At 63.1% G+C, this 22,079-nt stretch carries 23 protein-coding genes; 13 read left to right on the top strand and 10 right to left on the bottom strand.

The features are described from left to right. Window positions 1–267 precede the first annotated feature (267 nt). Window positions 268–564, top strand: a complete 297-nt coding sequence (locus SO156_RS08970) for a hypothetical protein (protein WP_498534619.1) — start codon at window positions 268–270, stop codon at window positions 562–564. A 210-nt stretch (window positions 565–774) separates the two neighbouring features. Here SO156_RS08970 and SO156_RS08965 read toward each other — a convergent pair whose 3' ends face one another. From SO156_RS08965 to SO156_RS08935, 7 genes are all read right to left on the bottom strand, one after another. After that, on the bottom strand, window positions 775–1,488 hold the full coding sequence (locus SO156_RS08965; RefSeq protein ID WP_371930146.1) for an ABC transporter ATP-binding protein: 714 nt from the start codon (window positions 1,486–1,488) through the stop codon (window positions 775–777). Between the two features lie 4 nt (window positions 1,489–1,492). Beyond that, on the bottom strand, window positions 1,493–2,260 hold the full coding sequence (locus SO156_RS08960; RefSeq protein ID WP_498534532.1) for an ABC transporter ATP-binding protein: 768 nt from the start codon (window positions 2,258–2,260) through the stop codon (window positions 1,493–1,495). After that, window positions 2,253–3,197 (bottom strand): branched-chain amino acid ABC transporter permease, encoded by a 945-nt coding sequence (locus SO156_RS08955; protein WP_498534531.1) that lies wholly within the window; start codon window positions 3,195–3,197, stop codon window positions 2,253–2,255. The genes SO156_RS08960 and SO156_RS08955 overlap by 8 nt, the downstream gene beginning before the upstream one ends. After that, window positions 3,194–4,111, bottom strand: a complete 918-nt coding sequence (locus tag SO156_RS08950; RefSeq protein WP_498534530.1) for a branched-chain amino acid ABC transporter permease — start codon at window positions 4,109–4,111, stop codon at window positions 3,194–3,196. Before SO156_RS08950 ends, SO156_RS08955 begins: the two co-directional genes overlap by 4 nt. 434 nt (window positions 4,112–4,545) lie before the next feature. Next, complete coding sequence (locus SO156_RS08945; RefSeq protein ID WP_498534529.1) at window positions 4,546–4,725, bottom strand: hypothetical protein; 180 nt, start codon at window positions 4,723–4,725, stop codon at window positions 4,546–4,548. 46 nt (window positions 4,726–4,771) lie between these two features. Next, a complete protein-coding gene (locus SO156_RS08940) occupies window positions 4,772–5,431 on the bottom strand; it encodes an acyl-homoserine-lactone synthase (protein ID WP_498534528.1) in 660 nt (219 codons plus the stop codon). A gap of 80 nt (window positions 5,432–5,511) precedes the next feature. Then, window positions 5,512–6,240, bottom strand: coding sequence for a helix-turn-helix transcriptional regulator (locus SO156_RS08935; RefSeq protein WP_498534527.1), 729 nt, complete (start codon window positions 6,238–6,240; stop codon window positions 5,512–5,514). A 175-nt stretch (window positions 6,241–6,415) separates the two neighbouring features. Between SO156_RS08935 and SO156_RS08930 the strand changes: the two genes are divergently transcribed. The 10 genes from SO156_RS08930 to SO156_RS08885 all read left to right on the top strand — a co-directional run bounded on the left by SO156_RS08930 (window position 6,416) and on the right by SO156_RS08885 (window position 16,404). Continuing rightward, a complete protein-coding gene (locus tag SO156_RS08930) occupies window positions 6,416–6,592 on the top strand; it encodes a hypothetical protein (protein ID WP_458148467.1) in 177 nt (58 codons plus the stop codon). A 242-nt stretch (window positions 6,593–6,834) separates the two neighbouring features. After that, a complete protein-coding gene (locus SO156_RS08925; RefSeq protein WP_498534526.1) occupies window positions 6,835–7,773 on the top strand; it encodes a LysR family transcriptional regulator in 939 nt (312 codons plus the stop codon). A gap of 129 nt (window positions 7,774–7,902) precedes the next feature. Further along, entirely contained in the window at window positions 7,903–8,769 is an 867-nt protein-coding gene (locus SO156_RS08920; RefSeq protein ID WP_498534525.1) for a shikimate dehydrogenase, read from the top strand. 58 nt (window positions 8,770–8,827) lie between these two features. Then, window positions 8,828–9,955, top strand: a complete 1,128-nt coding sequence (locus tag SO156_RS08915) for an ABC transporter substrate-binding protein (RefSeq protein WP_498534524.1) — start codon at window positions 8,828–8,830, stop codon at window positions 9,953–9,955. Between the two features lie 167 nt (window positions 9,956–10,122). After that, on the top strand, window positions 10,123–10,998 hold the full coding sequence (locus tag SO156_RS08910; RefSeq protein WP_458148463.1) for a branched-chain amino acid ABC transporter permease: 876 nt from the start codon (window positions 10,123–10,125) through the stop codon (window positions 10,996–10,998). Beyond that, complete coding sequence (locus SO156_RS08905) at window positions 10,995–11,993, top strand: branched-chain amino acid ABC transporter permease (RefSeq protein ID WP_458148462.1); 999 nt, start codon at window positions 10,995–10,997, stop codon at window positions 11,991–11,993. Before SO156_RS08910 ends, SO156_RS08905 begins: the two co-directional genes overlap by 4 nt. After that, complete coding sequence (locus SO156_RS08900; protein ID WP_498534523.1) at window positions 11,990–12,733, top strand: ABC transporter ATP-binding protein; 744 nt, start codon at window positions 11,990–11,992, stop codon at window positions 12,731–12,733. Before SO156_RS08905 ends, SO156_RS08900 begins: the two co-directional genes overlap by 4 nt. A gap of 10 nt (window positions 12,734–12,743) precedes the next feature. Next, complete coding sequence (locus SO156_RS08895) at window positions 12,744–13,481, top strand: ABC transporter ATP-binding protein (protein ID WP_498534522.1); 738 nt, start codon at window positions 12,744–12,746, stop codon at window positions 13,479–13,481. Continuing rightward, window positions 13,478–14,536 (top strand): Gfo/Idh/MocA family protein, encoded by a 1,059-nt coding sequence (locus SO156_RS08890; RefSeq protein ID WP_498534521.1) that lies wholly within the window; start codon window positions 13,478–13,480, stop codon window positions 14,534–14,536. The genes SO156_RS08895 and SO156_RS08890 overlap by 4 nt, the downstream gene beginning before the upstream one ends. Further along, entirely contained in the window at window positions 14,533–16,404 is a 1,872-nt protein-coding gene (locus SO156_RS08885) for a bifunctional sugar phosphate isomerase/epimerase/4-hydroxyphenylpyruvate dioxygenase family protein (RefSeq protein ID WP_498534520.1), read from the top strand. The genes SO156_RS08890 and SO156_RS08885 overlap by 4 nt, the downstream gene beginning before the upstream one ends. Window positions 16,405–16,458: 54 nt before the next feature. Here SO156_RS08885 and SO156_RS08880 read toward each other — a convergent pair whose 3' ends face one another. Then, a complete protein-coding gene (locus SO156_RS08880; RefSeq protein WP_498534519.1) occupies window positions 16,459–16,854 on the bottom strand; it encodes a hypothetical protein in 396 nt (131 codons plus the stop codon). A gap of 153 nt (window positions 16,855–17,007) precedes the next feature. Between SO156_RS08880 and SO156_RS08875 the strand changes: the two genes are divergently transcribed. Next, on the top strand, window positions 17,008–17,610 hold the full coding sequence (locus tag SO156_RS08875; protein ID WP_498534518.1) for a hypothetical protein: 603 nt from the start codon (window positions 17,008–17,010) through the stop codon (window positions 17,608–17,610). A gap of 275 nt (window positions 17,611–17,885) precedes the next feature. Beyond that, the gene (locus tag SO156_RS08870; protein WP_458148455.1) at window positions 17,886–18,659 is read left to right on the top strand and encodes a response regulator transcription factor; all 774 of its coding nucleotides are present in this window, start codon (window positions 17,886–17,888) and stop codon (window positions 18,657–18,659) included. A 17-nt stretch (window positions 18,660–18,676) separates the two neighbouring features. Here the strand turns inward: SO156_RS08870 and SO156_RS08865 are convergent, their stop codons facing one another. Further along, window positions 18,677–20,098 (bottom strand): HlyD family type I secretion periplasmic adaptor subunit, encoded by a 1,422-nt coding sequence (locus SO156_RS08865; protein WP_498534517.1) that lies wholly within the window; start codon window positions 20,096–20,098, stop codon window positions 18,677–18,679. After that, window positions 20,095–21,882: a type I secretion system permease/ATPase gene (locus tag SO156_RS08860; RefSeq protein WP_498534516.1), complete on the bottom strand. Its 1,788-nt coding sequence runs from the start codon at window positions 21,880–21,882 to the stop codon at window positions 20,095–20,097. The genes SO156_RS08865 and SO156_RS08860 overlap by 4 nt, the downstream gene beginning before the upstream one ends. Window positions 21,883–22,079 lie beyond the last annotated feature (197 nt).

Here is a 22,079-nt window from a genome sequence, read left to right as displayed (position 1 = left end):
CTTCGTCCCACCTGTTCCGACGACATCAGGTCGCCCCCGGACGAAGCCATTTTCCGCATCCCTCGAAAACCGCCGGAAAGACTGCGGCGCTATGGTGCGAGCATGTGATCAGACAATGGAGTTCGGTCATGTGGGGTCAATTGTTCAGCCTGATTTACCGCCTGTCCTGTCGTACCACCCTGATCGAGATCGGCGTGCATCGCCTGTCGCGCTGAGCGCGACCGGTGCGTTTAGGTAAGACGGATTGACTAAATGATGGGGTTTCCCATGCGCAAGCTGATCCTGATTGCCGCGATGTCGTTGCTCGCCAGCCAGGCTCATGCCGGTGGTTCGCGGAGCCTGAGCCTCGCCGCCGCCAGCGCGAGCGAGCAGGCGACCACGCCACAGCCGACTGTGACGGCAACGACCACCACGCCGGCGGCAACGCCGCCAGCGCAAACTACCGCTCCCGCCGCGACGACCGAGCCGGCCAAGACGAGTGTCGCGACCAAGCCGAAGCGCCGCGAGCCCACGCTCGAAGCCCGCGTCATCCGCGAACTCCATCGCCACGGGATCTATTGGTAATCTGGATCGACTACCTCCCCAATGTCGTCCTGGCGCAAGCGAGGACCCCCGCGCGAGCGCCTGCGCTCGTCGCGATTGTCCCAGTTTGGCGAAGAGTGGTTGCCGGGACTGATACGAGCTGCACTCGATAGATTCCGCGGTATGGGTCCTGGCGTTCGCCAGGACGACACCGAGTGAACGGCACGAGGGTGCCGCCACAGACTCAGTCCCTCAAATCCCCAAATACCGGTGCTGCAGCTCCGGCTCGGCGGTCAGCTCACCCGAGGTGCCGCTCCACACCGTCTTGCCGCGCTCGATAATGTAGTGGCGATCGCAGATGCGGGCGAGGTGGTCGACATTCTTGTCGACGACGAGGATGGACTGGCCGCGCTTCTTGAGCAGCGACAGGCAATTCCAGATCTCCTCGCGGATCAGCGGCGCGAGGCCTTCGGTCGCTTCGTCCAGGATCAGGAGCTTTGGATTGGTCATCAACGCTCGGCCGATGGCGAGCATCTGCTGCTCACCGCCGGAGAGCTGGTTGCCCATGTTGGATGCGCGCTCGGCGAGGCGTGGAAACAGGACGTAAATCGCGGCCAGCGTCCAGGGATTGTCACTGCCGAAGCGATCGGCGGCGGCCGCGACGAGATTTTCGCGCACGGTGAGATTGGGAAATATCTGGCGCCCCTCTGGCACGAGACCCACGCCGAGCTTTGCGATCCTGTAGGACGGAAGCTGCCGCACCTCCGAGCCTGCAAAGCGGATCGCACCCGCGCGCGCCGGCGTCAGGCCCATGATGGAGCGGATGGTGGTGGTCTTGCCCATGCCGTTGCGGCCCATCAGCGAGACCATCTCGCCCGCCTTGATGGACAGCGACAGACCGAACAGCACCTGCGAAAGGCCGTAACAGGTCTCGATACCGTCGACGTCGAGCAGGGTGTCAGCCATCCGGTCAGTCATGGCGCGTCACTACGTGCTGATCGCCGAGATAGGCGCGCTTGACCTCATCATTCCCGCGAATCGCGGCCGGATCGCCGGAGGCGATCACGCGGCCATAGACCAGCACCGAGATGCGGTCGGCGAGCGCGAACACCGCCGGCATGTCATGCTCGACCAGCACGATCGAGACTTCTTTCCGCAGATCCTGAAGCAGCTTCACCATGCGCTGGGATTCGATGACGCCAAGGCCCGCCATCGGCTCGTCCAGCAGCAGGATCTTCGGCTTGCTCGCCAGCGCCACGGCAAGCTCGAGCTCGCGCCGCTCGCCATGGCTGAGCCTGCTCACCACGACATCGGCGCGATGCGCCAGGCCGACGCGGTCGAGCGCGGCATGCGCTGCATCGCGCAAGGATCGCTCCTTCCGCGCATTGGCAAAGAAGCGGAACGACGTGCCGGCATGCGCCTGCGCCGCCAGCGCGACATTGTCGGCGGCGGTGAAGTCGAGCAGCAGCGAGGTAATCTGGAACGAACGCGCGAGCCCCAGCGCGCAGCGGCGATAGGCCGGCAAGTAGGTGATATCGCGCCCGCCAAGCGAGACGCTGCCCGCATGCGGCGAGAGATGCCCGGTGAGCTGGCTGATCAGCGTGGTCTTGCCAGCGCCGTTCGGGCCGATGATGGCGTGCAGCTCACCGGCCGCGACATCGAGCGAGACGTGATCGGTCGCGGTGATGCCGCCGAAGCGTCGCACCAGTTTTTCGACGCGGAGTAGCGGTTCAGCCACGACCGGTCCTCCCGATCATGCCCATGATGCCGCCGCGCCCGAACAGCACGATCAGCAGCAGGAGCGGGCCCATGATCAGCGCCCAATATTCGGTGATCTGCGACAAGAATTCTTCCAGCAGCAGGTACACCACCGCACCCATGACCGGGCCGAACAGCGTACCCATGCCGCCAAGTATCACCATCACCATGAGGTCGCCGGAGCGGGTCCAGTACATCACGGCCGGGCTGACGAAGTCGGTGTTGTTGGCGAGCAGCGCGCCGGCGAGCCCACACATGGTCCCTGATATGACGAAGCAGACGAGCTGGTAGCGCTTTGCCGGAAAGCCGATCGCCTGCATGCGCTGCTCGTTCGAGCGCAGCCCCTGCACGACGAGACCGAAGCGCGAATTGACGATACGCCAGATCAGGAAGATGACACCAAGGAGGCAGGCGAGGCAGAGATAGTAGAACTGCACGCGGCTGGAGAGATCGATCAGCCCGGAAAAATCGCTGCGCTTGTAGACGGTGAGACCGTCGTCGCCGCCATAACGCGCGAGGCCAGAGGCAACGTAGTAGGCCATCTGCGCGAAGGCGAGCGTGATCATGATGAAATAGACGCCGCGCGTGCGCAAGGACAGCGCCCCGATCACGAGCGCATACAGCGCGGACGCCGCAAGCGCGACCGGAAACTGGATGAAGCCGCTTCCAACGCCTTCCTGCGCCAGAATGCCCACGGCATAGCCGCCGATGCCGAGATAAGCGGCGTGGCCAAAGCTCATCATGCCGCCATAGCCCATGATGAGGTTGAGGCTCGCGGCCGCGAGCGCCAGGATGACGATGCGGGTGAACAGCGTCAGGATGAAGATGTTGCCGGACAGCTGCGAATAGAGCGGCAGCAGCACGAGGCCTGCCAGCACCAGGGCCGTGACGGCCTTGCTCACGCTCAAAGCCTTCATCGACGATTGGCCGGAAACAGCCCCTCCGGCCGCACCACCAGCACGATCGCCATCACGAGATAGATCAGCATCGAGGACAGCGCGGGTGCGGCGGTGGACGCTGCGGTTGAACTCAGGACCTGGCGCAGCAGGTTCGGCAGGAAGGCGCGGCCGAGCGTGTCGATCATGCCGACGAAGATCGCCGCGAGGAAAGCGCCGCGGATCGAGCCGATGCCACCGATCACGATGATGACGAAGGCAAGGATCAGGATGTTCTCGCCCATGCCGATCTGCACGGTGAGGATCGGCGCCTGCATCAGTCCGGCTAGGCCGGCGAGCGCCGCGCCAAGACCGAACACCAGCGTGTAGAGCAGTTTGATGTTGATGCCGAGCGCGCCGATCATCTCGCGGTTGGAGGCGCCGGCGCGGATCAGCATGCCGATGCGCGTGCGCATCACACCGAGATAAAGGAGCAGCGCGACCAGAAGCGCGACCACGATGATGGCCAACCGATAAGCCGGATAATAGATGCCGGGCAGGATTGGCACCGGCACGGTGAGCCAGGGCGGCAGCGGCAGCGCCAGGCCCGCCGGGCCCCAGATCAGCCGCACTGCCTCATTGAAGAACAGGATGAGGCCGAAGGTCGCGAGCACGTGGTCGAGATGGTCCCGGCCATAGAGATGCCTGAGGGCCACCACTTCGAGCACGATGCCGAGCACGAGCGTCGCGCCGAGCGCGAGCAGCGCGCCCAGCAGGAAATTGCCGGTCCAGGCCACGAAGGTCGCAGCGAAATAGGCGCCCATCATGTAGAGCGAGCCGTGCGCGAGATTGACGAGATCCATGATCCCGAACACAAGCGTCAGGCCGGCGGCCAGCAGGAAGAGAAGCAGCCCGAACTGCAATCCGTTGAGGAATTGTTCGACGACGAGCAGCATCGACGCTCTTTCAGCCACGCATCATGTTGCGCCGATGTTCGAACACGGCCGCCATCAGTGAAAGAGCTCCCCTGCCTCTTCAAGGCCAAAATCGGTAACGGCAGTATCGTTCCGACGCAAGAGCGATTCTGCGCCAGACATGCACTTTGTTGCATCTCATCGAACAGGCGATGAGCTTGCAGCGAGATCGTCGCGAGGATGGGTCAACCTGCCGCACCCGTCGTCAATTCGGACGACGCGCGGGGCCAATGTTGAACGGAGAGGTTGCTGTCGCGGCTCGCGCACAACTCATGTGCATGCGCGCGACGACTATGCCGAAGGGAATCGTTGCATCGCGACCAGTGGAAGCAATCGGGCCCGCTTCGGAGAGAGGGGAGACGACTCCTTCTCCCCGTAAGAGCCGGGGAGAAGGAAAGGCAAGGTCATCGCCGCAGCTAATGCGACGTCATTTGGTGAGGAAGATCATCGGCGGCGAAGGAACCTGCGGTCGAGGCCTCCAGCGCCGCCATTCGGAAAAGGTAGGCCAGCGTAGCGTGGCCGCAATCGTCCGCCATCTGCGCCAGCTCGAGCGCCATGTCGGACATGTAGCCGAGATTCTTTTCCTTCATCTTCATCTTGAGTTTCGCAAGGGCTTGGCTGTCTCGCGTCATGTTCGACATTTCAGGCAGTCTTTCGTTGCGCGGCGGTGAGGCCGCAGGTGTTGGCACGGGCGATGGCATCAAGGCGTGGACCGTCCTGGCGCACGACGCCCGCCATGCCGATCCGCTCGCGCACGATAGCGAGCGACTCCCGGCAAACGTCGATCGTGGCAGCCATGGTCCAGGAACCGTCGATGAGCGCGGGCAATCCCAGAGGCGTGACGACGAATCCGATGTCGTGGAAGCGCGGCAACCACCAGGTCTCCATGACGAGGCAGAGACGCTCGATGCCCTGGTCGAGACAGAACTCCTGCGCCGAAGCCATCAATTGCAGGTTGATGGTTCCGTCGCGGCGGTCACGCGCAACGAAGAAGCGCGACCACTCCCAGACCAGCGCGCCGGCCGGACAGCCGCGCACCGCAGCGAGATGCGGAAAGACCTCGCTCATCATCGTCGGCTTGGTGGTCGGATACAGCCGGTAGCCGCCGATCACGCGGCGGCCTTCCAGCGCGAGCATGTAGATCGCATCCTCGTCGTCGTAGACGTCGATCTCGCGGCCGTCGGGCTTGCGCAGCGCTTCCCACTTGCGCTCGTCGACGAAGATCTCGTGCCGCAAGCGGAAGTGTTGCTCGACGACGTCCTCATACAGATGACGGTTCGCTGATGAAATTGCGTGGATCATGAAATCCCCCGTTCCTCAAAACGGGGGAAGCCTCGTTGAAACGAGGCGAATTCGATATTGGGAAATTTCCCAGTGAGAGCTTATGGATTGATGATTTTGTGCCTGATCGCGATCGCGACTGCATGCGTACGGTTGACGGCACCGAGCTTGCGCGCAGCGGTTGCAAGATGCTCTTCGGCGGTCCGCTGCGTGATGTGAAGGATCTCGCCGATCTCCCAGGCCGACTTGCCTTGCGAAGCCCAGGCGATCACCTCCCGCTCGCGCGGCGTGAGCAGCGCCGGCGGCGTCGGACGCGGATCGAGCAGGCGGCGAATGCGGTCGAAGCCGTACATCGCCATCAGGTGCAGCGCCGGCTTGCTCCGCGCGTTGAGATCGAGATGCACCCCGCCGAGCGAAACGCCAGCCTCATAACCGGTCAGCCCGTGGATCGGCACGACGAAACCACGCGACATGCGGAAATCGGTGGCGCGGTTCATCACCTCCACCGCACCAGGCTCCCGCTCGGCATCGTAAGGTGCTTCCGACCATTCGAAGGGATTCACCGACTGCCGGCACATCCGGATCACCGGATCGAAGCGGACGTAGTTCCTTTCGGTGTACATCCTGAACCATTCCGCCGGCCAGCGCTTGGCGAGCACCATCTGCTCGAAGTGCTGCTCTGGATTCGGCAGGCCCGTGACGATGATGTGCTCGAAGCCGAAGCGGCCAAATGCCGCCTCAAGCGCGTTCATCGCATCCGGAACCCTGCTGTAGGCTTCCAGGCCTTCGATGAAGTCGAGCGCTTCCCGGCCATAGTCCACGGCGGACATCGGTTCGTTCCAGCCCCTTGCCTGCCTTCGTAGATTGCTTTGTAGCCCGACTCGGGCGTCGCCTCAATGCGTCGCCTCCGTAGTTTCACGGTGCGACACGCTCTGAAGATTTAATCTACTTGTGGAGGAAGGGGGGTCAAGATACACCTCCATCGTCTGGAGCGGGAGAGCCACGATGGAAGACGAGAACATCGCCCTCAACAGCGTGCTCGGTCTGGAACTCAACCGCGTGTTCTTCGCTGTCCGGGAGACCACGAACAAGCAGAAGATCATCGAGTTCGCACGAGAGGTACTGCAAAGCGAACGCACCGCACTGCCCGATAGCGCTTCGCCCGACGGGCCGGCACGCTAGAACGCAGTTGCAGCAACCGCGCGGATGAAACGCCCGCGCAACCTGCGTCCGCTTTTCAATTCGAGCGCGCTGATTTCAGCCGAAGCAATCTCACCGCGAGCTCCGTTTTTCCTTCTCCCTTGTGGGAGGGAGCCAACCATCCCGAGCTTACGCGCGTTGACAGGCATTTACGGCTGGTTGACATGACGCCTGTCGTGAAATGATCGTCACTCACGATCGTTCGTCGGGGATTGTCCTAGAGCATGATGACGCTACGCCAGGTTGAAGTAATCCGCGCCGTGATGGTGACGGGAACCATTGGCGGCGCGGCAAAGCTGTTGAACGTCTCCGCGCCCGGCATCAGCCGCCTCGTCAAATACACCGAGCGCTCGCTCGGTATCCGCTTCTTCCAGCGACAGAACGGACGCTACTTCCCGACGCCCGAAGCCGAGAACATTTTCGAGCAGATCAACGGCGTCTACAAGAAGGTCGACGACCTCTCCGAGATCATCTCCAAGATCGGTCGCGGCGGATTGTCGGAGCTTCGCATCGGCTCGGTACCGAGCATCTCGCAGGTGATGGTGCCGCGTGCGATCGAGCGCGTCCGGCGGCGCTATCCGGATCTCGGTATCGACATCAACATCCTGAAGCTCGAGGAAGCAATCGACTATCTCATGCTCGGCCGCGGCGAGTGCGTCGCGATGAGCTATCGTCTCGAACATTCCGGCCTCGACTTCATGCCGCTCGCTTCCGGCGAGCTCTATTGCATCGTGCCGCCCGGCCATGAGCTCGCTGGCCGCAAGCAGGTCTCGGCGGCCGAAATCACACGCTATCCGCTGATCGGCATCGACCCGAACGATCCGTACGGGCGGATCATGGCCGAGATCTTTGCCCGTCACAGGCTCGACTACAACATCACCATCCGCGCCCGCTTCGGCACCACGGTGTGCGCGCTGGTGAAGGCGGGCCTCGGGATCGCGATCATCGATCAGTTCACGGTCGCCCATGGCGGCTATCCCGGCATCGAGCTGTTGAAGATCACCGAGCCGACACGGTTCGACACCTATATCGCGGTGAAACGCGGCGCGCCGCTCTCCCTCCACGTCGAATATTTCATCGAGCAGCTCCGCGCCGAGATGCGCGCGGTCGAGCCCTCGCGCAGCGGCCAGAAGGTCGCCGTGGCACGCGGTCGCAAGAAATAACATTATGTTAGGTTTGTAGGATAAATGAGTAATTGTGTTAGGCAGGAGACAGGCTATCGTCGGGCTTGAGCTTTGCGAATTTCCGCGCAACACCGCGTGGCGAAACACACACCCAGACCAATCCGGATCATGTCAACGCGCCGACCTGCCGCACCCCAGAAACTCCTCACCGGCCTGATCGGCGCGCCGATTAAGCATTCCGCCTCCCCCGCCATGCACGAGCGCGCCGCCGAAGCGCTGGGGCTGCGCGGCCACTACCAGCTCATCGAGGTCGCCGGCGCGGATTCTGCCGGGCTCAGCATGATGCTCGAGGGGGTGCGGCGCCTCGGCTTTGCCGGCGTCAACGTCACCTATCCCTACAAGGAAGCGGTGGTGCCGCTGCTCGACGAGCTTGCGCCGGGCGCAGCCGCCATGGGCGCAGTCAACACCGTCGTCGTTCGCGACGGCCGGCTGATCGGCCACAACACCGACACCACGGGATTTGCCCGTGCGGTGGCGCCCCTGCTTGCGCCCGCGGGCAATGCGGTCGCCGTGATCGGCGCCGGCGGCGTCGGCAAGGCGATTGCCTTTGCGCTGGCGAGCCAGAATGTCTCCGATATCCGTATCGTCGACAGCGAACCGGCGCGGGCGGAGAAGCTCGCATCGCTCCTGACCGCGAAGGTCGCCGCGAGCGTCGAGGACGCGCTCGAGGGCGCAACCGGCCTGATCAACGGCACGCCGGTCGGCATGCTGCCGAATCGGGACACGCCGGTGCCGACGGCGCTGCTGCGTGCAGACCTTTGGGTCGCCGACGCCGTCTATTCGCCGCTGATCACTCCGCTGCTCGCGGCCGCGCAGGCCAAGGGCGCGCGGATCATGACCGGGCGCGAGCTCGCGATCTACCAGGCCGCGGACGCGTTCGAACTGTTCACCGGCCTTGCCCCATCGACCGAGGTCATGGGAGAGGCTTTCGACGCCGTGATGGCAGCGCGCAGTGCTGCCTATCCGGCAGCTTGACGGAAAGCGGCTGGAAACAAGGCCGCTTGCATAACTGAAGAGAAACGGGAGGAGTGAGATGAAATCGACATTACTGGGCGCCCTGTTTGCGGTTGCCGTGGCAACGAGCGCTTTCGCGCAGCCGATCAAGCTGGCCGACGTTGCCGAGCTGTCGGGCGGCGGCGCCACCGTCGGCACCAACTGGAAGAATGGCATCGACCTCGCGATCGAGGAAATCAACGCCAAGGGCGGCGTGCTCGGCCGCAAGCTCGATGTCACCCATGCCGACTCGCAGTCCAACCCCGGCGTGGCGCGCGCGCAGGTGCAGAAGGCGCTCGACGCCGAGCCCTACGTGCTGCTCGGGCCCGGCTATTCCGGCTCGGTGAAGGTCACCGCCCCGCTCGCCGCCGAAGCCGGCATCGCGCAGATCATGGGCGGCGAGGCCGCCGAGCTGACGCAGGCAGGCAACAAGTTCTTGTTCCGCACCTCCTTTGGCCAGCAATCCTCGATGCCGAAGGTCGCAAAGTACATCCACGACGACATGAAGGCGAAGACGGTTGCGGTCGTCTGGGTCAACAATGATTTCGGCCGCGGCGGTCGCGACGTCATCGTCAAGGAGCTCGACCGCCTCGGCTCCAAGGTCGTCGCGGATCTCTCGACCGAAGCGGGCCAAGCCGATTTCGCCGCCGACGTCGGCAAGATCAAGGCCGCCAATCCCGACGCGGTGTTCGTCTATCTGAATGAAGAAGAGAGCGCGCGCATCCTCAAGGAGCTGAAGCGCCAAGGCGTCACCGCGCCGCTGATGGGCGAGACCACGCTGATCGGCCAGAAAGTGATCGAGCTTGCAGGCGACGCCGCCAATGGCGCGCGCGGCCATGTCGGCCTCACCACCGACGCGCCGGTCGACCTGATCAAGGGCTTCCGCGATCGGTTCTCCAAAAAGTACAACTACGTGCCCGACCACAACGGCCTCAAGGGCTACCTCGCCGTCTACATGGTCAAGGCGACCACCGAGAAGATGGGCAAAGTTGATTCGAAGGCGTTTGCCGACACACTGCACGGCCTGACCATCAAGGCCGCGGACGAGCCGGGCATCCTGATGGACGTCACCTTCGACCAGAACGGCGACATCGACCGCCAGAGTTTTCTGGTCGAGGTCGTGGAAGGCAAGCAGGTGGTGAAGCAGGTGCTGCCGAAGCTGAAGTGAGGCTCTTCGCCTCTCTCCGTCTGCGGGGAGAGGCCGGAATTTGCGCAGCAAATTCCGGGTGAGGGGAGCTTCCGCGAGTCGTCTGATACCGAGCTTGCGGAGAAAGCCTCTCACCCCACCCTTTAAGAACGGGAGACCGGGTAGAGCGCCGTGCGGGGAGAGGGGAAATGTCCAATCTGTTCGATCTTCTGGTCGCAGGACTTGCAACAGGCGCCATCTATGCGCTGGTCGCGGTCGGCTTCACGCTGCTCTGGCAAACCTCGCAGACCATCAATTTCGCGCAGGGCGAGTTCGTGATGCTGCCGGCCTTCCTCATGCTGGCAGCGATGCATGTGGGGGCGCCGTTCTGGCTCGCGATCATCCTCGGCATCCTGCTCTCGATGATCCTGCTTGGCCTTGCCTTCAAGATGCTGCTGGTCGATCCGATGATGCGCCATGGCGTGCTGCCGCTCGCGATCGCCACCATGGCGCTGGCGATCGGCATCAAGGAAGCCGTGAAGCAGTTCTTCAGCGCCGAAGCCTCGCCCTTCCCCTCGATCGTGCCGACCGGCGATGTCTCGATCCTCGGGCACGCCGTCTCGCTGCAGAGCATCGGCGTTCTCACTGTTGCCATCCTCGCGGTGGTCGGCCTGACCGCGCTTCTGAACCGCACCTCGCTCGGCCACCAGATGCAGGCGGCGGCGCAGAACCCGACGGTCGCGCGCATCATCGGCGTGCCGGTCGAGCGCATGATCCTCCTGACCTTCCTGATCAACGCGTTCCTGGTCGCGCTGGCTTCGCTCCTGATCACGCCGATCTATCTGGCGAAATTCTCCTCCGGCGAGGTACTGGGCCAGGCCGCCTTCATCGCCGCGATCGTCGGCGGCTTCAACCAGGTGCGCGGCGCGATTGCAGGCGGCCTCCTGATCGGGGTGCTCGATAATCTCGCGGCCTCCTACGTCTCGACGCAATATCGCGCCGCAGTGCCGATGCTCGTTCTGATCATCGTCATCCTGTTCCGTCCCCAGGGCCTGCTCGGCCGCGCCGAGGAGCGCACGGTATGACTGGATTTGCCAAACCGCTGAAGATTGCGCTTGGCCTCGCGGTCATCGCCGCGCTGATCGTCGTTCCCATGAACTTCAATCGCTACGGCCTGTTCATCCTGAGCCAGTGGGCCGTGATGACCATCGCCGCGATGGGGCTCAATCTCACGCTCGGCTATGCCGGCCAGGTCTCACTGGCACAGGGCGCCTTCGTCGGCATCGGCGCTTACGCCGCGGCGATCGTGACGACCCATGGCTGGCCGCTGCCGGCCGCGATCGTCGTCGCGATCGTGCTTAGCTTTGCGGTCGGCTGGGTGCTCGGCTATCCGGCGCTGCGCGTGCAGCACCACTATCTCGCCTTCGTCACGCTCGCCTTCTCCACCCTCGCCTTCCTGGTCTTCCGCAACGAGAGCTGGCTCACGGGCGGCATCTATGGCATCTCCAATATTCCGCGGCCCCATATTTTCGGCATCGCGACCAACAAGCCGCTGCCGTTCTACTACGTCTGCCTGGGCTCGCTTGCTATCGTCTCGCTCGCGGTTTGGTGGCTGATCCGCTCGCCCTGGGGCCGCGCCTTCATCGCGCTGCGCGAGAATCCGCTGCGCGCGCAGTCGCTCGGCGTCGACACCCGCCGCTACACGTTGATGGCGTTCGCGATCGGCTCGGCGCTCGGCGGCGTCGCCGGCGCGCTCTATGCGCCGCTGACGCAATATATCGATCCGGTACCGTTCAACCTGTCGCTCTCGCTGGATCTCTTGATGATGGTGATCGTCGGCGGCGCCGGCTTCTACTTCGGTCCCTTCCTCGGTGCGATGATCGCGGTGCTGCTGCCGGAATGGCTGCGCTTCACCGAGGGCTATTACCTGATGCTCTACGCGATCGCAGTGATGCTGCTGCTGATCTGGTCGCCGACCGGCATCTTGGGAATCCTCGATCGCTACATGGCGGCGCGGCGCACCAAGGCTGCGTCTGCGCTGCGGGCCGTCGCAAAATCCCGCCTGGAGACGGCACAATGAGTGCGGTGCTCGAAGTCACGGACATCAAGAAGAATTTTGGCGGCATCAACGCGGTCGATGGCGTCAGCTTCGACGTCCGCGAAGGCGAGATCCTCGGCCTGATCGGGCCGAACGGCTGCGGCAAATCGACGCTGTTCAACTGCATCCTCGGCCAGCTCACACCGAGCGGCGGCGAGGTCAAGCTGGACGGCAGGACCGTCACGGGCCTCCGCCCCTCGGAGCTCAACAAGCTCGGGGTCAGCCGTACCTTTCAGCTCCTGCAGGTATTTCCAAAGCTCTCGGTGCGCGAGAACCTGATCCTCGCCGGGCAGGAGCACCAGGGTAACATGGCCTCGCGCCTGGTCGGCCGCTCCGATGCCGGGCTGACCGACGCCGCCAATCAGATGATCGGTTTCTTCAAGCTCGACCATCTCGCCGCCGAGCCGGCCGGCGGCCTGTCCTATGGCCAGCAGAAGCTGCTCGACGCCGCAATGGCCTTCATGGGCGGACCGCGCCTGGTGCTGCTCGACGAGCCCGCGGGTGGCGTCAACCCGACGATGCTGTCGGACCTGAAGGAGCGCCTGATCGCGATCAACCGCGAGAAGAATGCAACTTTCGTGGTGATCGAGCACAACATGGAATTCGTGATGTCGCTGTGCTCGCGCGTGATGGTGATGGCGGAAGGCAAGGTGCTGGCGATGGGGCGGCCGGACGAGGTGCGCAAGAACCCCGCCGTGATCGAAGCCTATCTTGGACATTGAGGAGCCGGCCATGAGCGACACGATCCTCTCGGTTCACAATCTCGTCGGCGGCTACGGCAAGATGACCATCCTGAACGGCACGACCTTCGCCGTGCCGCAGGCCACCATCACCACCATCATCGGTCCGAACGGCGCCGGCAAATCGACGGTGTTCAAGGCGATCTTCGGCCTGTTGAAGCTGCGCGAAGGCAGGATCACCTTCGCCGACCGCGATGTCACGAATTTGAGCCAGCGCGCGTTGCTCAATGCCGGCATCTGCTACGTCCCGCAGGGCCGCAACATTTTTCCGGAGCTGTCGGTGCGCCACAATATCGAGCTCGGCGGCGTCGCGGCGGCGAAGGACATCGATCTACAGAGGCGCATCGAGGTCGCGCTCGACCTGTTCCCGGCGCTGCGGCGCAAGTCGGCGCAGCAGGCTTCCACGCTGTCGGGTGGCGAGCAGAAACAGCTCGAGATCGCCCGCTCGCTCCTGCTCGAGCCGAAGCTCGTGCTGATCGACGAGCCGTCGATCGGCCTGTCGCCGCTGATGGTGCAGCAAACCTTCGATATCCTCAAATCCCTGCGCAACCGCGGCGTGACGATCCTGATGATCGAGCAGAACGCGCGCTCGGCGCTGGAGATCTCCGATTTCGGCATCGTGCTCGAGCTCGGCCAGACCCGCATGGTCGACAGGGCCGAGCGTATCCTGAATGACCCGCGCATCGGCCAGCTATTCCTCGGCGGCGCCATGGAGGAGAGCGCGGCATGAGCGCGAAAATGCGCATCGCCGTTGCCGGCGCCGGCCTGATCGGCCGCCGCCATATCGAGCTGATCGATGCCTCGCCGCATTGCCTGCTTGCCGGCATCGCCGATCCCTCGCCTGCCGCGAAAGACTATGCGCTGGCGCGCGGTACGCCTTGCTACGCGGATCATCGCGCGCTGCTGGAGCAGGAAAAGCCCGACGGCCTGATCATCGCCTCGCCGAACGCGCTGCATCTCCAGATGGCGCTCGATTGCGTCGCGGCAAAGACCCCGGCGCTGATTGAGAAGCCAGTGACCGACACGGTCGCCGCCGCGCAGCGTCTCTGTGCAGCGGTCAGGCAGACCGGTGTGCCAATGCTGGTCGGCCATCACCGCCGGCACAATCCGATCATCAAGGCCGCGCGTAAGACGGTGTCGACCGGCAAGCTTGGCCAGCTTACTGCCGTGGTCGGGCTCTGGCTGCTCAAGAAGCCCGATGATTACTTCGAGACCGCCTGGCGTCGCGAACAAGGCGGCGGACCGCTGCTGATCAATCTCATTCACGACATCGACAATCTGCGCTTCGTGTGCGGCGAGATCGTCGAGGTGCAGGCGCTGACATCGAACAAGGTGCGTGGTTTCGCGGTCGAGGACACCGCCGCGCTGCTGCTGCGTTTCGCCAACGGCGCGCTCGGCACGGTGACGGTCTCCGATGCGACGCCCGCGCCGTGGAGCTGGGAGCTCACCGCAGGCGAGAACGTGGTCTATCCCAAACAGGATCAGCCTTGTTACGTCTTCGCAGGGACGAACGGTTCGCTGTCGGTTCCGACCATGGAGCTGTGGTCCTATCCACAAAATCCCGGCTGGCATGCACCGCTCCTTCGCGAGCCCGTCGCACTCTCTGCTTACGATCCGCTCGCCGAGCAGCTCCGACATTTTCAGGCCGTGATCGCGGGCCGAGAGCCGCCGCTGATTACTGTCGACGATGCGATGGGCACGCTCGCGGTCGTCGAGGCCGTCAGCGAAGCCGCCCGCACGGGAAACAAGATATCGCCGAGCCGGATCATGGAGCAGGCAGCATGAACAAACGCTCGATCGCAACGGTCTCTCTCTCTGGCGCGCTGGACGAAAAGCTCCGCGCCATCGCATCGGCCGGCTTCGATGCCGTCGAGATCTTCGAGAACGACCTGTTGTCGTTCGGCGCGAGCCCGCGCGAGGTGGCGCGCCTCTGCAAGGATCTCAACCTCGAGATCTGCGCCTTCCAGCCGTTCCGCGATTTCGAGGGCATGCCCGAGCCGCAGCGCACGCGCAACTTTGCCCGCGCCGAGCGCAAGTTCGATTTGATGCAGGAGCTTGGCACCGACCTTCTCCTGATCTGCAGCAACGTCTCCCCGGTTTCACTCGGCGGCATCGACCGCGCCGCGGACGATTTCCGCGAGCTTGGCGACCGCGCGGCCAGGCGCTCTCTGCGCGTCGGCTACGAAGCGCTGGCCTGGGGACGTCACGTCAACGACTACCGCGATGCCTGGGAGATCGTGCGCCGCGCCGACCATCCCGCGATCGGCGTCATCCTCGACAGCTTTCACGCGCTGGCGCCGAGTTTCCCGACACGCGCGATGGCCTCGATCCCCGGCGACAAGATCTTTCTGGTACAGCTTGCCGATGCGCCAAAGCTCGAGCTCGACATTCTCTCCTGGAGCCGGCACTTCCGCTCCTTCCCCGGCCAGGGCGACCTGCCGGTCGGCGAATTCATGGAGGCGATCGCGGCGACCGGCTATGCCGGGCCGCTGTCGCTGGAAATCTTCAACGACCAGTTCCGCGCCGGCTCCGCTGCGCAGACGGCGACCGACGGCCTGCGCTCGCTGATCCTGTTGCAGGACCAGCTCGCGGCAAAATGGCCGAAGCTCGCCGGCAAGCAGCTCGCACCGAAGGCGAAGACCCGAGGCACCGGCTTCGTCGAGTTCGCCGTCAACGAGACCAAGGCGGCGGAGCTTGCCGGACTGTTCTCGCAGCTTGGCTTCCGCAAGACCGGCAAGCACCGCAGCAAGGCGGTGGAGCGCTGGACGCAAGGCAAGGTGGAGCTCGTGATCAACTGCGAGACCGACGGCTTCGCGCATTCGCACTACGTCACCCATGGTCCCGGCGTCTGCGCCATCGCGCTCGACGTCGACGATTCCGGCCGCGCCATGGCGCGCGCGGAAGCCCTGAAGGCGCGCACCTTCTATTCTCCGGTCGGTCCAGGCGAGCTGGAGATCCCTGCGATCCACGGCGTCGGCGGCAGCCTGCTCTATTTCCTCGACCAGGCCGGTAAGAACTGGGACACCGATTTCGAGCCGGTCGCAAGCAACGCCGGCGCCGATCAGCTTATCGCGGTCGACCACGTCGCGCAGTCGATGCCCTATGACGAGATGCTGTCCTGGCTCTTGTTCTACACCGGCATCCTCGATCTGACCCGACTGCCGCAGATGGAGATCGCGGATCCTCGCGGCCTGGTGCAGAGCCAGGCGATCATCAATGACGACCAGAGCCTGCGCTTCGTGCTCAACGGCTCCTCGGCCAACCGCACGTTGCCGGCGCGCTTCATCTCGGAATTTTTTGGCTCAGGCGTGCAGCATATCGCCTTCGCCTGCAAGGATATCTTCGCGACGGTGGCCGCCATGCGCAAGCGCGGCGCAGAGTTTCTCGAAATCCCCGATAATTACTACGACGATATCGAAGCCAAATACGATCTCGCGCCCGAGGTGATGGCGCAGCTTCGCGAGAACCAGATCCTCTACGACCGCGAGGGCGACGGCGAGTTCTTCCAGGTCTACACCCACATTTTCGATGAGCGCTTCTTCTTCGAGATCGTCGAGCGGCGCAGCTACCAGGGCTTTGGCGCAGCGAATGCCGCGATCAGGCTTGCAGCGCAATCGCGTGAAGTGCGCCCCTCGAGCATGCCGCGGATCTGAGTGGATGCAGCGCGTTTGGCGCTGCATCTGATGGCGGCGGCAATCGAGCTCTGACTATGTGCCTGGCTTGCGACGATCCTCAGCAGGCGTCAGCGCGGCATCCCACTCTCGATCAGACAGGTTTCCGACGAGGTTCGATAGCTCGATCGCAAGCGCGCGCAGCCGCGCATTCTCCTCAAGCAGCATCAGAACTTCATCCGACGGCGATTCATCGTCGTCGAACTCTTCCAGAAGCTGTGGTGACAAGCGCCCGAACGCACCAGTGGACGCGGCATCGTCCGCAGCTGAAATGACGTCCTGTTTCTCGCTGTACGGCAAATATTCGTTACTCATGGGCAAATCCTCGGAACACACCCCCAAGCCGTGTTCGCTGGAATTCACTGAGTCGCCGGCGGATTTGAGTCTGAAATCGGACCAGCGCAAGGTCTCGCGACCCGCCGGCTGAATCAATCTTCGCGCGATCTATCCGATGATGCGCAACCTCTGGTCTGGGAAACGCTTAATGAGCGCTTAATTCTTTTGCGCAACTAATGGGTCACCAGCGCGAAAGTACCTCTTAGTCATAGATGCAAACCGAGCCCCGCCCCCGAGGAGGCGAATCGGATGGGATTGCTTTTCATTGGCGTGCTGGCCGGAATTTTGATCGGCTTTGGCTTCTTTGCCCCCTCCCAGGGTTACTTCCTGGGCTGCGGCCCGCAACCCTGTTTTGACAGAGTTGCAATGGTGCACCAGCCGGTAGCGAAGCCTTCTGCCCTCGCGCCGGATCCCTCGATTTCAAAAGCGAGTCCTGCGACCGCGGCGAGATCGAGCAAAACACCTTCGGAGAACAAAACACCTTCGGAGAAGAAGCGCGGCAACATCAATGTGACCAGGGCAGCGCCTCCGGTGACATGGAACCGCGTCTCGCCATCCAATTCAGCCGAGGGAGCTCCTGATTCCGTGCTGAACAAGGCAAAGGTTTCGATCGCAGCAAAGATGGAAGATCCGAACTCTGCCGAATTCAGCGATATGAAGCGGGCCATCAGGAAGAATACATTGGGGCGCTCCGTGGACACCATTTGCGGGCGCGTCAAAGGGAAAAATGCGTCAGGCGAGGAGACCGGAGAAAGGCCCTTTCTCTATCTCGTGAAGGAGAACGATGCCTACGTCGTCGACGGACCGGCAAACTCGGCGGCGGCGATCGCTTATCGCAACATCTGTAACTAGAGCGTGAGGTGCAAGCGAACCGAAGGTCGCTGAGGTTTGCGCTCGATCGAAGAGTGGAGTGCGATCGCGAGGCGCGCGACCGTGCGATGAATTACGTGGAAGGAATTGCGTGGAAAGAACTTCCTGGCAACTGAACTGACGGCTGCGCCCCGGCCCAAGGGTGCGCAGGCAGGACCGCAAGATGAAATTGAAGCATCGGCTCGCCGATGCACAATGCGTTGCGGTCGCGGAATTGGTGAGGTGAGCTTACAGAGTTCTTTACATTCGAGGACATTATGCACGATCAGGTTCATTCCGCTGAACGGCTCAACGAATTGCAATTGCCCGTCTTGGTGCTCGTCGAGCCGCTTACGCTCACGCGCACCAGCATCTTGAGTATTCTCAGGCGCGAACTCGCGTCGCTCGAGATCGTCGACATGGCGACCACCCAGGGACTGGATTGCCTGCCCGGGCAGGACGTACGTCTGGTCGCGCTGAGCATCGGGGACAAGCCGCCGGACGATCGCACCGTCGAGGACGATCTTGCGCTGGTCGCGGAGTGCTGCCCGAACGCCTCCATCGCCCTCATCTCCAATCGTGACGACGAGGCCACCGCGCTGGCCGCAATGCAGCGGGGTGTACGCGGTTTCTTTTCCACCTCGCTTCCCATCGAAGTCGCTGTTGCCGGCCTGCGCCTTGTTCTGGCCGGTGGAGTCTACAGGCCACTGCCGGTCATCGAGTTGAGCAAGGCACCCGGGCTCGACCAGGCATATCCTCGCGCACTTGGATCAACGTACTTGAATGGTGAGAAAAGCACGACCGACAGGAATACGACCGATTTCACACCTCGCGAGCAGCAAGTGCTGACGGAGCTGGAGCTCGGTCTGCCCAACAAATTGATTGCCGCCAAGCTGAACCTTTCCGAAAACACCGTCAAAATGCATATTCAGCACATCATGCGAAAATGCGCTGCCCGCAACCGCACCGAAGCGGTTCTCCGCTGGAGCGGTCGATTGTCGGCACACGGTCGCGACACCGAGACGAACGCGTCTTCGATTCCCGAGGCTTAGCTAGCACCCAACGAAACTCAATCCTCGTGGAACGCACCATGGAAACTGTCGAGCAGGGGCCTCAGGGCGTAAAGCGCGACGGTACCGCGCCCCGTCGTGATGAAGACCTGAACCGGCATCCCCGGGATGATCTGGATATTGCTTGCGGCGAGTTGCGTGTCGTCGACGCGAATTTTCGTCGCGTAGTATGGCTGGTCGGTGCGCTTGTCGAGAAGCCGGTCGGCCGACACATGTGTCACTGTCCCCTTCAGCCGCGGCACACGACGCTGATTATACGGCAGGAGATGCACTTCCGCATTCAGGCCCGGATGAACCACATCGATGTCCTCGGGCCTCAGGCGCGCGGTGACGATCAGGCGATCCTGCCGGGGCACCAGATCCATGAGGGGAGCACCCGCTGCGATCACGCCACCCGGCGTATGAACCCGCAGGTCAGTCACTACGCCGTCCTCAGGCGCTTTGATCTCTGTCCGCGACAATTGGTCCTGGGCTGCCGGCAGCCGTTCGCGCAGCTGGAATATCTGGTTTTGTGCCTCACGCAAGGCTTGTGCGATCTCGTTTTGCCTGTCGCTCTCGAGCTTGATCAGGTTTGCCTGCGATTCGCCGATCACTTGCCCGGCACGTGAGATCTGCGCGGCGATTTCGCCGCGACGCCCTTCGATGTCAGCCAGTTCCCGTTGCAGGTTCAAAAGGCGCGGTCGCCGCTCGAGACCCTTGCTGACCAGGGTGGCGACCATGTCGAGTTCCTCCCGGGCGATGTCGATTCGCTGCGCGACGGCGGCCTGCTGGGCCTTGAGGCCCTCGATTTCCTTCTCGACCTGGCCTCGCCTCTCCCGAAGCACCGTCACCTGCGATTGAAACACCTTCCACCGCGACAGAAAGACGGTCTGCTGCGTCGACAGAATGGTGGCAGCGGCGAGATTCGCGCTGGCGGCCTGCTCCAGCGTCTCCGAAAACGAGAGCTTCTCATATCCTCGCTGCTCGGTTTCGAGCCGGGCTTCACGTGCCATTGCATCCCACATCTGGGCCTGAAGGCTTTGTACTTCGGCACGAGCCCTGGTGTCGTCCAGCGCGATCAGTGTCTGACCGCTGCGCACGACGTCGCCATCCGAAACCAGAATCTTCCCGATGATGCCGCCTTCCAGATGCTGGATCGTCTTGCGGCTCGATTCCGATTCCACGACGCCGGAGGCGATCGCCGCGCTCTCCAGCGGCGCCAGGCTCGACCATGTGCCCAGCCCCAGCATGAAGCAGACCACGAGCAGATTGCCCGCGAGCGTCACGCCGCGGAGCCTCATGCGTGGCGAGATCGGTGTCGGGGCCGTACACCATGGAAACTCGAGAGGCTCGTAATCATCGATTGCCGTAATTACGACTCCAAGCCTCCGCTCGGCGGGTGGGGTGCGCAGGGGCACGCGCGTTCTCGGTTTCCAGATCATGGGCGAACCGACTGTCCTGGCATCTTGGCGGTTGCGGGCGCGCTCTCGGCTGGCGCGACTTGCGATATCACCTGGGGCCTGCTCAGATGCCGCTCGAAGATTTCCTCGCTTTCACCGAACGCGATGACCGCGCCGCCTTCCATGATGGCGATCTTGTCCGTGGCTCCGAGGATCCCCATCCGGTGAGTGACGACGACCACCATGACATTGGCGATCTTCAATTGCTCGATGGCGTCCAGCAGCATCCGCTCGCCGGCGTAGTCGAGGCTGGCGTTCGGCTCGTCGAGAACGACGAGCCGCGGGTTGCGGAAAAAGGCCCGAGCAAGACCGAGGCGCTGGCGATATCCGCGAGAAAAAGCCAAGCCCCCGCTGGGAACCACGGTGTGGTAACCTTGCGGCAGTCGCATGATCGCGTCATGGATGCCGACGAGCTTGGCAGTGTCGACGATCTCGCGTGGATCGGCATCGTCAAGGCGCGCGATGATCTCGTTTATCGTTTCGCCAAAGAGATTGATGTCTTGAGGCAGGTATCCGAGGTGGCGACCGCCTCGTCCCTCGCGGAGCAGCGATACGTCGGCATTGTCGAGCAGAACGCGACCGTGCGTCGGAATCGTGAGTCCGGCGATGACTTGGCCAAGCAGCGACTTGCCCGAGCCGGACGGACCGATGATGCCTAGGCACTCGCCGGGCGCGAGACTGAACGAGATACCTTTCAAGGGAAGATTGCCGGACCCGAGCGGTTTCAGGCTGACGTTATCGACGACGAGACCGCTCAGCGGCTGCTGGGACGGGCATTCTGTATTCCCTCCCGCGGCCGGGATTGCGGCGAGCACGGCGGCGAGTCGCCGATAGGCCCTCATGGCCGTCGCGAGTGATTTCCAGCTTGCAATCGCACCTTCGACCGGTGCGATGGCACGGCCGGACATCAGTGTCGCCACAAAAATGATCGCCGGGCTCTTGCCGTAGTCGAGCACGAGCCATGCTGCCGCTCCCATGATCACGACCTGCGACAGCGCACGTACCGGCTTGGTCGCGAACATGATGAGCGCATGCCGCGAGAGCGCAACATCGTGCTCTCTGCTCGCTTCCTGTGCATCATTGTATATCAGGCGCGCTGTGCCATCCACCATTCCCATGGCGCGTATCAAGTGAATATTGCCGATGGCAGTTGCGAGCCGGCCGTAGCTCCTGGACAACGCGGCGCCGGACTTGATCGTAGCATCTTCTATGAGCAGGTCGCCTGCAAGCGAGAGGCCGAACAGCAGAACCACGCTGCAGGCCCCCACGACCCCAAGCAACGGATGAACGAGAAATAGGACGCAGAGAAAGAAGGGTGTCCAGAGCGCATCGAACAGCAGCGGGCATGCGCTGGATTCGACGAACTGGCGAAGTGCCGTGAGATCCCGATATGCGTCTTGCGACTGGGCCCAATCGCCGCGAAAGGCGGATTCGAGGCACGCCGAAAGCACGGAGGGACGAAGTCTGTCTTCAACCCACGTGCCAAGGCGGCCCAACAGGACGCGACGCAATGCGTCAAGCACTCCACCGACAACGACTGTGAGCGCAACGATGAGGGTGAGCATCAGAAGCGTGTCGCCGCTCCTGCTCGACAACACCCGGTCGTAGATCTGAAGCAAGTAGATTGAAGGCGCAAATAGCAGCAGATTGTAGCTGCAGCTATACGCGAACACGAGACCAAGCGGAGCCATGCAGGCCCAAAGTGCCGCGTCCAACGAAGTCCGGGCCGGTGGCAGAAGCGGTTTTCGGAGGGGCGGCATCAGCATTTTTCGTCACCGCCGGAGATTGGTTTGGCCCACGCCAGCCTGTCGATCGGACGTGACGACGAATCTTTGGCTGCAAATCCGGGACCGGCGGCAGGGGGCCGCCGGTCCCGCCACGCGACGAGCCGCTGGTCAGAGCACGTCGAAGTGGAAGTGCACGTCTCCACCATCTGCGCTATTGAGACTTCCACCGTCACCGC

The sequence above is a fragment of the Bradyrhizobium sp. UFLA05-125 genome (assembly GCF_059803515.1).
This window is presented reverse-complemented; position numbering and strand designations above follow the sequence as displayed.

Excerpts from the sequence above, each read along its gene's own strand:
- SO156_RS08970 (WP_498534619.1), top strand. The coding sequence starts at position 268 with ATGCGCAAGCTGATCCTGATTGCCGCGATGTCGTTGCTCGCCAGCCAG.
- SO156_RS08965 (WP_371930146.1), bottom strand. The coding sequence starts at position 1,488 with ATGGCTGACACCCTGCTCGACGTCGACGGTATCGAGACCTGTTACGGC.
- SO156_RS08955 (WP_498534531.1), bottom strand. The coding sequence starts at position 3,197 with ATGAAGGCTTTGAGCGTGAGCAAGGCCGTCACGGCCCTGGTGCTGGCA.
- SO156_RS08950 (WP_498534530.1), bottom strand. The coding sequence starts at position 4,111 with ATGCTGCTCGTCGTCGAACAATTCCTCAACGGATTGCAGTTCGGGCTG.
- SO156_RS08945 (WP_498534529.1), bottom strand. The coding sequence starts at position 4,725 with ATGAAGATGAAGGAAAAGAATCTCGGCTACATGTCCGACATGGCGCTC.
- SO156_RS08940 (WP_498534528.1), bottom strand. The coding sequence starts at position 5,431 with ATGATCCACGCAATTTCATCAGCGAACCGTCATCTGTATGAGGACGTC.
- SO156_RS08935 (WP_498534527.1), bottom strand. The coding sequence starts at position 6,240 with ATGTCCGCCGTGGACTATGGCCGGGAAGCGCTCGACTTCATCGAAGGC.
- SO156_RS08930 (WP_458148467.1), top strand. The coding sequence starts at position 6,416 with ATGGAAGACGAGAACATCGCCCTCAACAGCGTGCTCGGTCTGGAACTC.
- SO156_RS08925 (WP_498534526.1), top strand. The coding sequence starts at position 6,835 with ATGATGACGCTACGCCAGGTTGAAGTAATCCGCGCCGTGATGGTGACG.
- SO156_RS08920 (WP_498534525.1), top strand. The coding sequence starts at position 7,903 with ATGTCAACGCGCCGACCTGCCGCACCCCAGAAACTCCTCACCGGCCTG.
- SO156_RS08915 (WP_498534524.1), top strand. The coding sequence starts at position 8,828 with ATGAAATCGACATTACTGGGCGCCCTGTTTGCGGTTGCCGTGGCAACG.
- SO156_RS08910 (WP_458148463.1), top strand. The coding sequence starts at position 10,123 with ATGTCCAATCTGTTCGATCTTCTGGTCGCAGGACTTGCAACAGGCGCC.
- SO156_RS08905 (WP_458148462.1), top strand. The coding sequence starts at position 10,995 with ATGACTGGATTTGCCAAACCGCTGAAGATTGCGCTTGGCCTCGCGGTC.
- SO156_RS08900 (WP_498534523.1), top strand. The coding sequence starts at position 11,990 with ATGAGTGCGGTGCTCGAAGTCACGGACATCAAGAAGAATTTTGGCGGC.
- SO156_RS08895 (WP_498534522.1), top strand. The coding sequence starts at position 12,744 with ATGAGCGACACGATCCTCTCGGTTCACAATCTCGTCGGCGGCTACGGC.
- SO156_RS08890 (WP_498534521.1), top strand. The coding sequence starts at position 13,478 with ATGAGCGCGAAAATGCGCATCGCCGTTGCCGGCGCCGGCCTGATCGGC.
- SO156_RS08885 (WP_498534520.1), top strand. The coding sequence starts at position 14,533 with ATGAACAAACGCTCGATCGCAACGGTCTCTCTCTCTGGCGCGCTGGAC.
- SO156_RS08875 (WP_498534518.1), top strand. The coding sequence starts at position 17,008 with ATGGGATTGCTTTTCATTGGCGTGCTGGCCGGAATTTTGATCGGCTTT.
- SO156_RS08870 (WP_458148455.1), top strand. The coding sequence starts at position 17,886 with ATGCACGATCAGGTTCATTCCGCTGAACGGCTCAACGAATTGCAATTG.
- SO156_RS08865 (WP_498534517.1), bottom strand. The coding sequence starts at position 20,098 with ATGATCTGGAAACCGAGAACGCGCGTGCCCCTGCGCACCCCACCCGCC.
- SO156_RS08860 (WP_498534516.1), bottom strand. The coding sequence starts at position 21,882 with ATGCTGATGCCGCCCCTCCGAAAACCGCTTCTGCCACCGGCCCGGACT.